The organism is Sulfitobacter indolifex, from assembly GCF_022788655.1.
GTDB lineage: Bacteria > Pseudomonadota > Alphaproteobacteria > Rhodobacterales > Rhodobacteraceae > Sulfitobacter > Sulfitobacter indolifex.
Map to the genome: position 1 here is coordinate 1,578,101 of NZ_CP084951.1, position 13,935 is coordinate 1,592,035.

Consider the following 13,935-nt stretch of genomic DNA (forward strand, 5'->3'; position numbering starts at 1 on the left):
GTGGGCGACCGCAGTGGCGGTCACACAGGTCGCCGTACCGTAATCTGCGTCACATCGCAATTTCCACTGTCAAATGTCGCAGCACAGGAAGTGAGGTAAAAATTCCACATCCGGCGAAAGCGTTCATCAAAGCCGAGCGCGGTGATTTCGCCCCATTTTTGATTAAAGGTCTCATGCCAGCGACGTAGCGTGATGTCATAGCTTTTGCCAAACTCGACCGAGCGGTCTACCACCAGACCGGCGCGTTCGACCTGCTCGCGGAGCACCTTGGGACTGGGCAACATGCCGCCCGGAAAAATGTACTTTTGGATGAAATCGACGCCCCGTTTATAGACGTCCCAGCGGGCGTGATCGACGGTGATGATCTGCAAAGTGGCCGCACGTCCGGGCTTCAGCCTCTGGCGCAGGGTCTCGAAATAGATTGGCCAATATTGCTCGCCCACCGCCTCGAACATCTCGATGCTGGCGATGCCATCATAGAGCCCGCGCTCGTCGCGGTAATCCTGTAGCTTGAAGGTAACACGGTCGGACAGCCCGGCATTTTCGATCCGCGCCACGGCATAGTTATATTGCTCGGCGCTGATCGTAAGGGCGGTGACGTGCAAGCCGCGTTCGGCGGCGGCATACTGCGCAAAACCGCCCCAGCCGCAGCCGATCTCCAGCACGTGATCGCCCGGCTGGACACCCATCTGGTCGATCATAGATTTGTATTTCGCCGTCTGGGCGGCCTCCAGCGACATCTGGGCGCCGTCCTCAAACATGGCAGAGGAATAGGTCATCGTCTCATCTAGCCAAAGGCCATAGAAGGCATTGCCAAGATCATAATGCTTGCTGATGTTGCGTTTGGCCTGCTTGCGGTTGTTACGTTGCAGCCAAAACCGGAACTTTTCAAACTGGCGCAACAGCCCTTGGCCGGGGAAGCCATCATAGACCGTCTCATTGCCGGCATGCACCAAATCCATGAAAGCTTGCAGATCCGGTGTCGACCACCATTCATCTAGGTAGGCATCACAAAAGCCCAGATCGCCTTCGCGGATCAGCCGGGCAAAAAGGTCATCATTGTGGATATGCACCTCGGCCACCGGACCGGGTTTGGCCCCTTCGGCGCGGAACGTACGGCCATCAGGCAAGACGAAGTCCACCCGCCCATGCTGCATCGCCTGCGCCATGGCAAAGACCTGCGGGAAATAGCGTGGCAGACCTGTCTGCCCCTCGGTGGTTGTCAGCGTCATACCTCGGTTCCGTTCTTGTTATTGGCACCCACTTTAATCGCAGGTTGCTGCTTGGCAAAAATTTAAAAATCACGATTGCGATAGGCGTCCAGCGCCCGTGCGCGCCCTTCTGAGAGATCGACAATCGGATCGGGGTAGTCGTCGTCCGGGCGGCGGCCCCAGCGACGCGGAATCGCGTCGAAATATTCAAGCGCGTCTTCGCTCGGTTTCTCACGCCCCTCGGCGATCCAGCGACGGGTATAGTTGCGCCCCTTGTCAAAGCGATCGAGCTGGGTTTCGGGGTTAAAAATCCGAAAGAACGGCGTCGCATCAGGGCCGGATCCTGCCGCCCACTGCCAGCCCATCGCGTTATTGGCCGGGTCCCAGTCGATCAGGTGCTCTTCGAACCACTTTTGGCCAATCCGCCAGTGACACATGAGGTGCTTGGTCAGATAGCTCGCAACGATCATGCGGCCCCGGTTGTGCATCCGCCCCGTGACCTGCAATTCGCGCATAGCGGCATCAACGAAAGGCATGCCGGTGCGCCCCTGTTTCCATGCCAGCACTTCCGCGCACCGCTCATCTTCGTTCCATGGGAAAGCCTGCCATTCCTCGCGCCAGTTCTGGTCAAGGATGCGCGGCGTGTGGTACATCAGGTGGTACGCAAATTCGCGCCACGCGAGTTCTTTCAAGAACGTCTCGGCCCCGCGCTTGCCCTCTTGCATGGCCCGCTGACCTGCATGCCAGCAGTGCGCCGGGCTGATTTCGCCTAACGACAGGTTTTCGGACAGTCCAGAAGTGCCATCTTCACCCGGCATGTCGCGGCTCTCATCATAGCCGTCGACGATATCCGCGATGAAGGACCCCAGCCGCGCCTGCGCGGCGGCCTCGCCCAATCGGACATAGGGGCGCACAACATCACGCCCGCGCTGCATCTCGGCGTCCATCTGCCAATCGTCCAGCACGTCGCTGTCGGGCCAGTCTTCGGGCGCGCGAATCTCACTAGGGGTCGCCAAAGGCTCCGCCACATCGCGGCCCCGCACGGATTTCCAATAAGGGGTGAAAACCTTGTAAAAACCGCCTGTTTTGGTCTCGACCGTCCAAGGCTCAAACATCAGGTGACCGGCAAAGCTGCAGGCCTCGACCCCATCCTCCTTCAACGCATCCTTCACTTTGGTATCGCGGTCGATGGCGGCGGGATCGTAAAGACGGCTCCAGTAAACCGCCCCTGCCCCGGTTTGCTCGATCACATCGCGCAGAACGTCCAGTGCATCCCCGCGCCGCAGGATCAGACGGCTGCCCTTTTCCTTGAGCGTATCCCCCAAACAGGCCAACGCCAGCCCCAGCCGAAACTTCGGTGCGGCCCCCAAGGCGTCTGACTGATTGTCATGGATGAAAAGCGGGATCACCGGGCGGCCCGTCTTGCAGGCCGCCGCCAATGCAGGATGGTCGCTCAGTCGCAGATCGCGGCGGAACCATACGATAAGGGGGGCGTTTTCACTCACGTTCGGGGTCTTGCTCCTGGCTTGACCCCGAAACATAGCGCCCCCGCCCGGGGGTCAAGGCTCAGAGCAGATCATCCAGCGTGTTCAGCAGTTTATCCATCTCACCTTTTGTTGTGTAATGGGTGAAACTTAGGCGCAAAACGCCCTTGTCCTCATTCACGCCCATCGCACCAAGTGCCCGGCCCGCGTAAAAGGTGCCGCCCCCCGCCATGATGCCCCGCTTGGCCAATGCCTGCGCCATATCCGCACCGGGACGGTCAAGCGCGAGTGCGACGGTCGGTGCGCGCTTTTCAGCATTGGTAGGACCAATCAGCCGCACTGAATTGCGCGCAGACATCGCGTCAAGCAGCGGTTGAAGAAGCGCGGTTTCATGGGCGCGCATGGCGTCATGCACGGCCACGCCGCGTGCCTTTGCGTTGGTGTCGCCGCCAATGTGGTGGGCATAGAATGCGTCGATGTAATCCGCCATCCCTGCGCTCGCCGCGATCTGTGCGTGATCCGGACCTGCGGGCGTGAAGCGTTTGTAGAGCACATCGCCGTTGAAGTGATGCGCTTGATTGGGCAGCAGCTCTGCAAGCGCGCGGCGGATGATCATCACGCCTTGATGCGGCCCAAACGTTTTATAGGCCGAGAATAGATAAATATCCGGCCCCAGCTCCCCCACGTCGGCAAAGCCGTGGGGCGCATAGGAAACACCATCGACGCAGACGAATGCCCCCGCCGCGTGGGCGAGTGCTGTGATCTCGGTCACCGGATTGATCTCTCCGACGACGTTTGAGCAATGCGGGAAACAGACCAGACGCACCTTTTCGTCCAGAAGGTCTTCAAGGTCTGCCGGGTCCAGATGCCCTGTCTCCGGATCAACCTGCCACTCGCGGATTTCGATACCGCGCTCGGCCAAGCGCCGCCACGGTCCGGTGTTTGCTTCATGATCCTGGTTGGTCACGATGATCGCCTCACCCGGCTGCATCATCTGGCCAAAGGCTTGTGCCAGTACATAAGTGTTTTGTGTGGTTGAAGGGCCAAAGCTCAGCTCCTCCGGGGTCACGCCAAGGATCGCGGCCATCCGGTTGCGCGCCTCATCCATCTCTCCTCCGCCCAAGCGGCTCGCTTCATATGGGGCGTAGGGCTGCACCTTTCGCTGGGTGTAGAAGCGATGCAGACGGTCGATGACCTGTTGGCAGGTATATGACCCACCGGCGTTCTCGAAAAAGGCCTGGCCCTGAAGGCTCGGCTCGGCGAAGGCGGGGAATTGGGCGCGGACCCAGTCGGAATCAATATGCATGATGCGAAGGTCCACCGAGGCGCGGCTAAGGTCAAGCGCTCAAAGAAAAAACGGCGACCCCGAAGAGCCGCCGTTCTGATTTTCTGTCTACCCGCTAAAAATTAGCGGATTTTCCGCTCATCCTGCAGACCGCGGAAGATGCAGTAGCACATGAACAGCAACAGCAGCGTGAACAGCAACCCGGTGGAAATCACCATGGATTGCAGCGCCGCCAAGCCGCCGCCGATCAGCAGAGCAATCGCCACGGCACCTTCAAAGATGCACCAGAACACCCGCTGCGGCACCGGCGCGTCGACCTTGCCGCCTGCGGTGATGGTGTCGATGACCAGCGAGCCGGAATCAGACGAGGTAACGAAGAACACCACCACCAGCACAATGCCGATGAACGAGGTGATCGACGCCAGTGGCAGTTGATCCAGCATCTTGAAAAGCTGCAGCGGCAGGCCGGCATCTTGTGCGCCGGTGTAGCCGTCGTTCAGCACCTGATGGATCGCGGTGCCACCAAAGATCGACATCCACAGCACGCAGACCAACGATGGGATCAACAGCACGCAAACGATGAATTCGCGCACGGTGCGGCCCCGGCTGACGCGGGCGATAAACATGCCTACGAAAGGTGACCAGCTGATCCACCACGCCCAATAGAACGCCGTCCAGCCTTGGGAGAAGTTCACGTCTTCACGGCCAAAGGGGTTGGCCAGCGCAGGCAGATACTCAACATAGGCAACCAGAGAGTCCCAGAAGAACGTCAGGAGGAACACCGTCGGTCCGACGATCAGCGTGAACAGCGCCAGCAGCGCCGCCAGCCCCATATTAATCTCACTCAACACCTTCACACCGCCATCAAGGCCGCGCAGAACCGAGATGAGCGCCACGGCCGTGATCAGCGAGATCAGTACGATTTCAGAGGTCGTCCCCATCGGCACGCCGAAGAGTTCGTTCAGACCGGCGTTGGCCTGCGTTGCGCCGAGGCCAAGCGATGTCGCCAGACCGAAAAGCGTGGCAAAAACCGCGATGATATCAATGATATGCCCAGGCCAGCCCCAAACGCGTTCACCCAATACCGGATAAAATGCCGAGCGGATCGTCAGCGGCAGACCTTTGTTATAGGTGAAAAGCGCGAGTGCCAGCGCGACAACAGCATAGATCGCCCAAGGGTGCAGACCCCAGTGATAGATCGTCGCCGCCATGCCAAGGCGCAGCGCTCCGGCTTCGTCACCTGTTGCCGCACCCAAAGGCGCCCAGTCGGTGCGCAGACCGTTCTCGGTCGAGATCTCACCCATCGAAGTCGAGAAATGGGTCAGCGGTTCAGACACGCCATAGAACATCAGGCCGATGCCCATGCCAGCGGCGAAGAGCATCGCAAACCAGCCCAGATAGGTGTAGTCAGCCACCGCTTCGTTGCCGCCAAGGCGGACATTGCCAAAAGGCGTCACAATCAGCAGCAGCGCAAAAATCACCACCAAATCGGCGGCCCCAATCAAGAACCAGTCAAAGTTCTTGGTGGTAAAGTCGAACATTGCCGAGAAAACGCCGGCGGCCTGCTCTGGCAAAGCAATCGTGTAGAAGACGAAGAGCACGACAGCGATCCCCGAAATCAGAAAAACCGGGTTGTGAATGTCCAACCCGAACGGCCCGATCTGCCGTTCAATATTGTCTTGACCGATCTCATAATCGGTGTCGATTACATCCGCCTTGCCCTCAGGCTCGGGGATGCCGTGCGAACTTGTATCGCTCATTATCTGTTCCCTCTTTGATGACAGATCGCCATGCGAAAACATGGCCTCTGTTTTTTTCATCCGTGCGCAACAGGATAGAGGCTTGCGACCATTGGGCAAGCTTTTGCATCCGAGTGCCCTAAGAACTTGGCTAAAACGACCAATTCATTATCTGCTGCGACGTAAGTTTGAGGGGGTTACTCTGCCCCGAGCGCGGCTGCAATGGCATCGGCCTGTTCGCGAATCCGGTCCATGTCGCCTTGCACACCCGGTGGGCGCAGCTTGTCGCCCTCATGGCGTGGCAAAATATGGTAATGCAGGTGGAACACCTCTTGCCCGCCCGCGGCCTCGTTAAACTGCTGAACCGTGATCCCGTCAGCACCAAAAGCACGCAGGCAGGCGTTGCTGACCTTTTGCACCGTCGCCAGACAATCGGCCAACTGTGTCGGGCTTGCATCCAGCATGTTACGGCAAGGCGACTTGGGGATCACCAGACAGTGCCCCTCGGCGCGCGGCATGATGTCCATGAAACAATAAGTCTTGTCGTCTTCATAGACCTTAAAGCTGGGGATCTCGTCACGCAGGATCTTGGCGAAGATGTTGTCGTCGTCATAGTCGGCCATCATGCTCTCCTTTTGGCAGCCGGGGCGGCGCAGATCATTAACCACACCGCCCCGCGCCTAGGCAATATCAGGCGTTTACGTCGACGACCACACGGCCTTTGACCTGACCTTTCAAGATGTCCGCCCCAAGTTTGGGCAGGTCGCTTAGGCTGGCAGGCTGGACCATCGCCTCCAGTTTCTCCATCGGCAGGTCTTTGGCCACCCGCTCCCACGCGCGCAGACGGTTGTCATAGGGCTGCAAGACACTGTCGATGCCCAAAACGTTCACACCGCGCAGCAGGAATGGAATGACCGTGGCAGGCAGCGCAGCGCCCCCGGCAAGGCCCACGGCCGCAACGCTCGCGCCGTATTCCATCTGTCCCAAGACGCGGGCCAGCATCGCGCCGCCCACGGCGTCGACGCAGCCGCCCCACATCTCTCCTTCGAGGGGGCGTTTGACCGTCTCGTTAAGCGCCTCGCGGGCGACGATCTGGGTCGCGCCGAGATCCTTAAGGTAGTCTTCGGTCTCGGGCCGCCCGGTGACCGCTGCTACCTGATAGCCTAGGTTGGCAAGGATCGCCGTGGCGACCGAGCCCACCCCCCCCGCAGCGCCGGTGACCAGAACCGGTCCCTTCTTGATCCCGTGATCCTCAAGCGCCATGACAGCCAGCATCGCGGTGAAGCCCGCGGTGCCCACGGCCATCGCCTGTCGTGTGTCGAGCCCATCAGGCAGCGGCACCAGCCAGTCGGCTTTGACACGCGCCTTTTGAGAATAGCCGCCCCAATGCGCCTCTCCCACGCGCCAGCCGGTCAGCACGACCTTGTCACCGGGCTTGTAGCGGTCGTCACTTGAGGTCTCGACGGTGCCAGCGAAATCGATCCCGGGCACATGCGGATAGTTGCGGACCAATCCGCCGCCCGGGCCAATGCAAAGCCCGTCTTTGTAATTCACGGTCGAATATTCCACCGCGACCGTTACCTCGGCCTCGGGCAGTTGATCTTCGGTGATCTGGGTCACCTCGGCATGGGTCTTGCCTTCGTCGTCTTTGTTCACAATCAATGCGTTAAAGCTCATCTCTCATCTCCTTTTCAGGTTTCAATATGGTGGGTCTCAGGCCCAGAAACGCTCTCGTACGGTCACGTCTCGCACGCCTTCGGGTGTTTGAACCTGCAACCGCGTGCCCGGATCCCAATGGGTCATGCGCACCATTCCAATCGCGACATTCACCGAGAAATCAGGCGACCAGACGGTCGAAGTCACCTGCCCTACGCGCTTGTTACCTGCCATCAGCGGCCAAGCCCGGTCACAAAGCGGTACCGGATCGCCCGAGATCTCAATGGGCCGTATCTGTTGCAACGGTCCCTCTTTGGCCACCCGGAGCAGCGCATCTCTGCCGATACAGCCCATGGCCGCCTGTGTGTCGCACAGTTTTCCCAGACCACACTCATGGGGGGTGTTATCGTCGGTCATGTCATTGCCATAACTCAGTAATCCCCCCTCGATCCGCTCGATCAGATTGGGACAGCCCGCGCGCACATCTAAATCGCGCCCTGCCTCAAACAGGGCCTCCCACAGCGGCATGGCGATGTCCGCGCCCTCGGTGTAGATTTCAAAGCCGCCCTGTTTGGAGTAGCCTGAGCGCGCTACATTCATAGTGCGGCCTTGGAACTGAAACGCGCCGAACCGGAAGAACTTCACGTTTCGTACCGCATCGCCAAAAATCCGCGCGACAAGGTCTTCGGCCTTTGGCCCCTGCACGGCCAGCAGGTTCACGTCAGGCTCATCGACCAAAACATCAAGGCGATAGCCGTTGCATATCCCTTTGGCCCACAGCAATAAATCACTGTCAGCGATGGAGATCCACCAACGATCCTCGGCCAATTTTACGGCGACGGGATCGTTGAGCATCCCGCCTGTCTCATCCACGATCGGTACATAAACACAGCGCCCCGGCGCCACCTCACGCAGGTCGCGCGGGGTCAGCATTTGCATCAGCCGTGAAGCATCCGGCCCGCGCAGCTCAACCTGTCTTTCACAAGCCACATCCCAGACTTGCACGGCTTTCTTCAAGTGGTGATAATCGGCTTCGGTGCTTTCAAAGACGGTTGGCAACAGCATCCGATTGTAGACCGTATAGGCCTTCACCCCCGCAGCCTCCACGCCAGCCGAGAAGGGCGTGCGCCGGATGCGGCGTGAAGGGGAAAGTTCAGCCATCAGCCGTCCTCCGACATAAAGATCAGATCGGTCACCGGCGCCTCCTGCCCGGCACTCGTCAGCATGGCATGCACCTGACCCCGATGATGGGTTTGGTGGTTAAAGAAATGCACCACAGTTCGCGCAAAGGGGGTAGTAGCATCGCGCTGTAAGATACCGGAATACCAAGTTAACTCGGCATCCAAATCATCCTGACGGAGGTTCTGGGCCCAGTTCGAAATAGCCACGTCGCACTGTTGCCGCGCAGAGCACCAAGCGGCACCTGTGGGACAGAGTTCGGTGTCCCGCCCCTCAGGCTTCGGGAAGGCCGGATCGAAACGAGACAACCAAATTTGGTCGCACCAAAGAAGATGGTTCAGGGTGCTGAGGAGCGAGCCAAAGAACGCCCCGCGATCCTGCGTCAACGCATCTTCCTGCATCACCTTAATAACGCTTATCAACTGTTTGTTTTGCCAAGCGTTATATCGGGCCATCTCTTGGGCGTAACCGGGGGTAATCACTTGGTGCCCTGCCAGTCAATCGCGCAGACCTCAGCCGATTTTCCGCCAAAATCCCAAACCCGGCCATAGTCACGCACCTTGGATTTCACACCACGTGCCGCGACGATATTGGGGCCCATCCAGTATTTGGAATTGGTAATAGTTACAGGCTGATCTGGTTCGGCCCCTGCAAGCAGTTCGATTTCGCCGTTAATCTTGCGGCCAATGTTGATAACTCGGCGATTTCCATCACGAATAATCTCAACCGGCGCGCGTTCGGCCCCGATAATCTCGCTCACCAGCATGGTGAACAGTCCTGTCGTACCACCTGCGGCACCGCTGAAAATCTTCAACAATCCCTCATAAGCCGCTTCGCTTGCACGGTCGTCCACGTAGGCTGCGACCTTCCAATTGCCCTCGCCCATACGGCCCGGAATATCAACCAATAGGCCAACGTTCAGCCCAGCCAAGTCTTCACCCTCAAAATGGCCCTCGTCGATCACGATGCCCATCCAGGCGTGACAGTGCCCTTCGGTCGGCAGATGCGCGCCGAGGCTGACCACGCAGGGGCAGAAGACATCGCATGAGCAGTTAAGAAAGAGCTCTCCCTTCACGGCCCAATCGGCGGGCGTCATCTCTCGGTTTGGCATATTATCCTCCTGTTAATACGGGCCACCCGGCCACGACGACAGCGCCGAGGATCAGGGTGAAACCCATTGGTTTTGTTACGTAATGGCCAATTTGGGGTAGCTTTTCGATTACCATAAACAATGTCGCCAGCCCCATCCATGCAAGGTTCATCACCCCGCCGGCAAAGCCCAACACCATAAAGCCCCAACAGCAACCTGCACAGAATATCCCAAGCCCAAGCCCCATGCGGAAACCACCTGCGGCTCCGGGCCGCCAGTTGCCTATGAAATACATCATCGGGGAATGGCAGACGCCGTGGCAAATCTCCTTGGCGCGGGTGAATTGAAACAAGCCCACAGCCAGCAGCAGTGCCGCGGCCGTCCAGCGGGATTTGGCGATACCCAGCATGTCGATCACCCCGCCATGCAGCAACAGCAACTGCAGCGCGGCGATCGCGGCAGCAAAAACAAGCCAGACCGAAAAATAGCCCGCCAGCACCGCCAGCCAGCCCGCACGGGTGCCGTTGGCCGAAGTCATAAGGTCCTCGTAAGCGCGCAGCGTGGGCACCATCGTTGGCACCATCATCGCTGCCATCATGGCACCCCACATCACAAAAAGCGGCAGAAAACGCGCCATGGGCATGTACATATCCATACCCGGATCCATTTGCCGCATCCGTTCGGCCATGGCGCCGGGGCGGCCAAGCAGATCAAGGTCCATCTGCATCACCATGGTATACATCACCCACCAAGCGACTAGGATTAAAGAGAAAAATCCTAACCAGACTGTGGATCGTACCACTGCAGACATCCCGCGCTCCCCCCGTGCAAGCTCTTGTGAATTTAATGTCAGACAATTAAAGTCCTCGCAAACATTAATTGTAAGACATATGAAAATTGACCCTACCAACCCTGCCGATCTTTCAGCTCAGATCGCCACTGCCATTCGCGACGCGATTGTCGGTGGGCGGTTAATTGTCGACCAGCGGCTACCGTCGGAGGCGGAATTGGCCGAACAGTTTGAGGTTTCGCGCCCAACGGTACGTGAGGCGCTCAAGCGTCTTGCAGCACAATCGCTGATCCGGACGCAGCGCGGGGCCACGGGCGGCGCTTTTGTGAACCGCCTCAGCTTTCCTGATGCCTACGATCAGCAGATCACCACATCGACCCTGCTTTTGTCGATGAATGCGGTGAGCTTTGAGACCGCCTGCGAAGCCCGCTATGCCCTTGAACGCGCATGTGCGCCCCTCACGGCGCAGCGCCGCACGGCCGATCACCTTGCGACGATGCGTGCTGAAATTCACCGTCAAACGCAGCCGGGGCTGACCGATGAGGCCTTCTGCGCCTCTGATGTGGCCTTTCACCGCGCACTGGTGGATGGCGCAGGCAATCCGGTGCTGAGTTATCAACTCGCCGGCGCCGTTGAGGCCATGCAGCCGTTGATGAATATGATCACCTTCACAGCGCGGGACCGTGAGCGGATTATTGTGTTACATCAGGACATTGCCAATGCGGTGGAAGCGCAGGATGGCGCAGCAGTAACGGATGGATTGAGCGCACTTGAGGCGGAGACCCAAGGATTGGCGGAAAGTGTTTTCGCTGCTCGGGCCGCACGGAACATCGGAAAGGCTGACGCTGCGCCCGAGAATTCAAAGTTGCGCTAAATAACATATAGTTGCGCTCCTTCTTTAATCTAGGAATTTCACTGCATCGCGCCCCTTGCAATTCATCCCCCTCGGCCCTACCTTAGTCATGTCCTTCGGGACTATGGACATAAACGCGCTCGTAATAAGCGGTTCGGACCCGGGGGCGGTACCCGGCGGCTCCACCAATTATCCTTCATTTGGGGATCATGGGGCCGAAATAGGATCGACGAACGTCTAAAGGGGTTGCTTTGTTTCGGTGAGTTACCACCGTTATCGGTACAAAATGTACAATTGCAAATGACAATCGTGCTCCAGTTGCGATGGCCGCGTAAGCGGTTTCAGCGACTGAAATCTAAGTCCTTAGGCTTTGCAGCTTAAGGCGGGGTTCGCAGGTACCTGGCAACAGAAACCTGCACTTACTCCCCATCTTACACGCTTTTCGCTTGAGCATTGACCAAGGCGTTTTTGCGGTTTATCCCAGATACATGGGGTCCGCGATTGCCCCGTGAGGCTAAGGCCCGAGGATCGCATCCTGTTACGGAAACAAAGGATGCCCTATGCCCGCCCCAAGTGAAATCACCCCCGCCCAGCTTCTGCGTCTGATCGGCACGCCGGATGCACCGGTTATCGTGGATAGTTGCATTGAACCTGACTTTGCCGAAGACCCCTATTTGATCCCCGGTTCCTTTCGTCATCCCCATAGCGATATAGACGCTTTGAAACAAAGGCTTGCAGGACGTTCTTGCATCGTTGTCTGCCAGCGCGGACTAAAGCTGAGCCAAGGGCTCGCCGCGCGCTTGCGCGCAGATGTTATCAACGCGCAGTTTTTGTCTGGCGGCATGTACGGCTGGCGGGATTTGCCAGCGGCGCCCCGTATCCCGTTTGACGCGCTGCCGCCGCTACAAGACGGCGCGACGCTCTGGGTTACCCGCCATCGGCCAAAGATCGACCGCATCGCCTGCCCTTGGCTGATCCGACGTTTCGTGGACCCGGGCGCGCGGTTCCTTTTTGTCGCGCCGGATCAGGTCTTGGCTGTCGCCGAAAAGTTCGACGCCACGCCTTTCGACATCGAAGATGTACACTGGTCGCACCGGGGCGAACTCTGTACCTTCGACACAATGCTGGCTGAATTTAATCTGCAAACGCAGGCGCTTGTGCGACTTGCCGCCGTCGTACGCGGGGCAGATACCAACCGCCATGACCTCGCCCCCGAGGCCGCTGGTCTGTTGGCGATCTCGGTGGGCCTATCCCGCCAATACCGCGATGATCTGGCGCAGCTTGAGGCGGGCATGGTGCTTTACGACGCGCTATACCGCTGGGCGCGAGATGGTGCAGGCGAAACCCATGATTGGCCTGCAGGACGCGCGCAATGATCCCGCCAACATGGCCCGAAATGACCCGCGTGTTTGGCCGGATCGGCCTGATGTCTTTTGGCGGGCCCGCCGCGCAGATTGCCGTCATGCATCGCGAGCTGGTTGAGGAGCGGCCGTGGCTCAGCGAACAGACATTCCTGCGTGCTCTGTCCTTGTGCATGCTCCTGCCCGGCCCCGAAGCAATGCAACTTGCGACTTACGCGGGATGGCGTCTGCGCGGGGTGGCAGGTGGGCTTCTGGGCGGGTTGCTTTTTGTAGTCCCGGGGGCGCTCTTCATTGCGGTACTGGCTCTGCTCTATGCGTGGTATGGCCAACTGCCCTTGGTGCAAATTGCGTTCTTAGGTATTAAGGCGGCAGTGATTATCGTGGTCTTTCAGGCGCTTATGAAGGTTTCTTCAAAAGCGCTTCGGGGACAACTGGGCTGGGCGCTGGCCCTAGGGTCATTTATCGCGCTCTTCGTACTGGGGCTTCCGTTCCCTCTTATCATCCTTGTCGCCGGCGTTATCGGCATGATCGCGGGTGACCCTGCGGTTGCGCCGGAAAGCGTCCATTTAGCCCCTGCGCGCAGTCTGCGTACTTTGCTCGTTTGGGGCGCACTCTGGGCGGCACCGCTTGTTATGTTGGCGCTCACGGGAAATGAATTTCTGCTTCAATTGGGGCTGTTCTTCTCAAAACTCGCGGTGGTCACCTTTGGCGGTGCCTATGCCGTGTTAGCCTATATGACGCAGACAGTGGTGCAGGATTTCGGCTGGATTGATACGGATCAGATGATCGATGCGCTCGGGCTGGCAGAAACCACGCCCGGGCCGCTGATCCTAGTGACGCAGTTTGTGGGCATGCTGGCAGGTTTCGCGCAGAGTGGGCCTTGGGGCGCGCTTTCTGCCGGGATGCTGGCGCTTTGGGTAACATTTACGCCCTGCTTTTTGTGGATTTTCCTTGCTGGGCCTTATCTCGAAGCGCTTTCGGCGCAGCCGCGTATTGCGGGTGCGTTGCAAGCGATTACCGCAGCCGTCGTTGGTGTGATTGCCAACCTGTCAGTTTGGTTTGCCTTGCATGTGCTGTTTGACCGGGTCGCCTCGGCGACCTTCCTTGCCCTGCCCGCCCCGGTTTGGGAGAGCTTCAACCTCACGGCCGCGGCGCTGACCCTCGTGGCCGGTATATTGATGCTAGGGCTTAAGCGCGGTTTTGTGACCTCCATGGTCCTGCTTGCCGCCCTCGCCTTGCTATTGAGCGTGATTTAGCGCCGCGCCCCCTTTCACTCGCCCGTGAATG

At 58.8% G+C, this 13,935-nt stretch carries 13 protein-coding genes and 1 other RNA gene; 4 read left to right on the forward strand and 10 right to left on the reverse strand.

The window, feature by feature from the left end:
* Nucleotides 1-20 precede the first annotated feature (20 nt).
* From DSM14862_RS07675 to DSM14862_RS07720, 10 genes are all read right to left on the reverse strand, one after another.
* The gene (locus DSM14862_RS07675) at nt 21-1,232 is read right to left on the reverse strand and encodes an SAM-dependent methyltransferase (RefSeq protein WP_007119680.1); all 1,212 of its coding nucleotides are present in this window, start codon (nt 1,230-1,232) and stop codon (nt 21-23) included.
* Nucleotides 1,233-1,294: 62 nt separating this feature from the next.
* A complete protein-coding gene (locus DSM14862_RS07680) occupies nt 1,295-2,716 on the reverse strand; it encodes a cryptochrome/photolyase family protein (RefSeq protein WP_007119681.1) in 1,422 nt (473 codons plus the stop codon).
* 61 nt (nt 2,717-2,777) lie between these two features.
* The gene (locus tag DSM14862_RS07685) at nt 2,778-4,001 is read right to left on the reverse strand and encodes an aminotransferase class V-fold PLP-dependent enzyme (protein ID WP_007119682.1); all 1,224 of its coding nucleotides are present in this window, start codon (nt 3,999-4,001) and stop codon (nt 2,778-2,780) included.
* A 101-nt stretch (nt 4,002-4,102) separates the two neighbouring features.
* On the reverse strand, nt 4,103-5,740 hold the full coding sequence (locus DSM14862_RS07690; RefSeq protein WP_040701153.1) for a BCCT family transporter: 1,638 nt from the start codon (nt 5,738-5,740) through the stop codon (nt 4,103-4,105).
* A gap of 176 nt (nt 5,741-5,916) precedes the next feature.
* Nucleotides 5,917-6,342 (reverse strand): HIT family protein, encoded by a 426-nt coding sequence (locus tag DSM14862_RS07695; RefSeq protein WP_007119684.1) that lies wholly within the window; start codon nt 6,340-6,342, stop codon nt 5,917-5,919.
* Between the two features lie 67 nt (nt 6,343-6,409).
* Nucleotides 6,410-7,396, reverse strand: coding sequence for an acryloyl-CoA reductase (gene acuI / locus DSM14862_RS07700; protein WP_007119685.1), 987 nt, complete (start codon nt 7,394-7,396; stop codon nt 6,410-6,412).
* Between the two features lie 36 nt (nt 7,397-7,432).
* Nucleotides 7,433-8,536 carry a dimethylsulfoniopropionate demethylase gene (locus DSM14862_RS07705; RefSeq protein WP_007119686.1) on the reverse strand — a complete coding sequence of 368 codons (1,104 nt, stop codon included), beginning with the start codon at nt 8,534-8,536 and terminating at the stop codon, nt 7,433-7,435.
* Nucleotides 8,536-9,036, reverse strand: a complete 501-nt coding sequence (locus DSM14862_RS07710; RefSeq protein ID WP_243254350.1) for a DinB family protein — start codon at nt 9,034-9,036, stop codon at nt 8,536-8,538. Before DSM14862_RS07710 ends, DSM14862_RS07705 begins: the two co-directional genes overlap by 1 nt.
* Nucleotides 9,033-9,665 (reverse strand): DUF1326 domain-containing protein, encoded by a 633-nt coding sequence (locus DSM14862_RS07715; protein ID WP_007119688.1) that lies wholly within the window; start codon nt 9,663-9,665, stop codon nt 9,033-9,035. The genes DSM14862_RS07710 and DSM14862_RS07715 overlap by 4 nt, the downstream gene beginning before the upstream one ends.
* 1 nt (nt 9,666) lies before the next feature.
* Complete coding sequence (locus DSM14862_RS07720; protein ID WP_040701155.1) at nt 9,667-10,455, reverse strand: DUF2182 domain-containing protein; 789 nt, start codon at nt 10,453-10,455, stop codon at nt 9,667-9,669.
* A 79-nt stretch (nt 10,456-10,534) separates the two neighbouring features.
* Between DSM14862_RS07720 and DSM14862_RS07725 the strand changes: the two genes are divergently transcribed.
* The 4 genes from DSM14862_RS07725 (at nt 10,535) to chrA (ending at nt 13,904) form a co-directional block, all read left to right on the forward strand.
* Nucleotides 10,535-11,308: a FadR/GntR family transcriptional regulator gene (locus DSM14862_RS07725; protein ID WP_007119690.1), complete on the forward strand. Its 774-nt coding sequence runs from the start codon at nt 10,535-10,537 to the stop codon at nt 11,306-11,308.
* Nucleotides 11,309-11,359: 51 nt separating this feature from the next.
* Nucleotides 11,360-11,707: a transfer-messenger RNA gene (ssrA, locus tag DSM14862_RS07730) on the forward strand.
* A gap of 140 nt (nt 11,708-11,847) precedes the next feature.
* Nucleotides 11,848-12,663: a chromate resistance protein ChrB domain-containing protein gene (locus tag DSM14862_RS07735; RefSeq protein WP_007119692.1), complete on the forward strand. Its 816-nt coding sequence runs from the start codon at nt 11,848-11,850 to the stop codon at nt 12,661-12,663.
* Nucleotides 12,660-13,904 carry a chromate efflux transporter gene (gene chrA, locus DSM14862_RS07740; RefSeq protein WP_007119693.1) on the forward strand — a complete coding sequence of 415 codons (1,245 nt, stop codon included), beginning with the start codon at nt 12,660-12,662 and terminating at the stop codon, nt 13,902-13,904. Before DSM14862_RS07735 ends, chrA begins: the two co-directional genes overlap by 4 nt.
* The last annotated feature ends 31 nt before the right edge of the window (nt 13,905-13,935 follow it).

Coding starts and splice junctions, on each gene's coding strand:
- DSM14862_RS07675 (WP_007119680.1), bottom strand. CDS start 1,232: ATGACGCTGACAACCACCGAGGGGCAGACAGGTCTGCCACGCTATTTC.
- DSM14862_RS07685 (WP_007119682.1), bottom strand. CDS start 4,001: ATGCATATTGATTCCGACTGGGTCCGCGCCCAATTCCCCGCCTTCGCC.
- DSM14862_RS07690 (WP_040701153.1), bottom strand. CDS start 5,740: ATGAGCGATACAAGTTCGCACGGCATCCCCGAGCCTGAGGGCAAGGCG.
- DSM14862_RS07695 (WP_007119684.1), bottom strand. CDS start 6,342: ATGGCCGACTATGACGACGACAACATCTTCGCCAAGATCCTGCGTGAC.
- acuI (WP_007119685.1), bottom strand. CDS start 7,396: ATGAGCTTTAACGCATTGATTGTGAACAAAGACGACGAAGGCAAGACC.
- DSM14862_RS07705 (WP_007119686.1), bottom strand. CDS start 8,536: ATGGCTGAACTTTCCCCTTCACGCCGCATCCGGCGCACGCCCTTCTCG.
- DSM14862_RS07715 (WP_007119688.1), bottom strand. CDS start 9,665: ATGCCAAACCGAGAGATGACGCCCGCCGATTGGGCCGTGAAGGGAGAG.
- DSM14862_RS07720 (WP_040701155.1), bottom strand. CDS start 10,455: ATGTCTGCAGTGGTACGATCCACAGTCTGGTTAGGATTTTTCTCTTTA.
- DSM14862_RS07725 (WP_007119690.1), top strand. CDS start 10,535: ATGAAAATTGACCCTACCAACCCTGCCGATCTTTCAGCTCAGATCGCC.
- DSM14862_RS07735 (WP_007119692.1), top strand. CDS start 11,848: ATGCCCGCCCCAAGTGAAATCACCCCCGCCCAGCTTCTGCGTCTGATC.
- chrA (WP_007119693.1), top strand. CDS start 12,660: ATGATCCCGCCAACATGGCCCGAAATGACCCGCGTGTTTGGCCGGATC.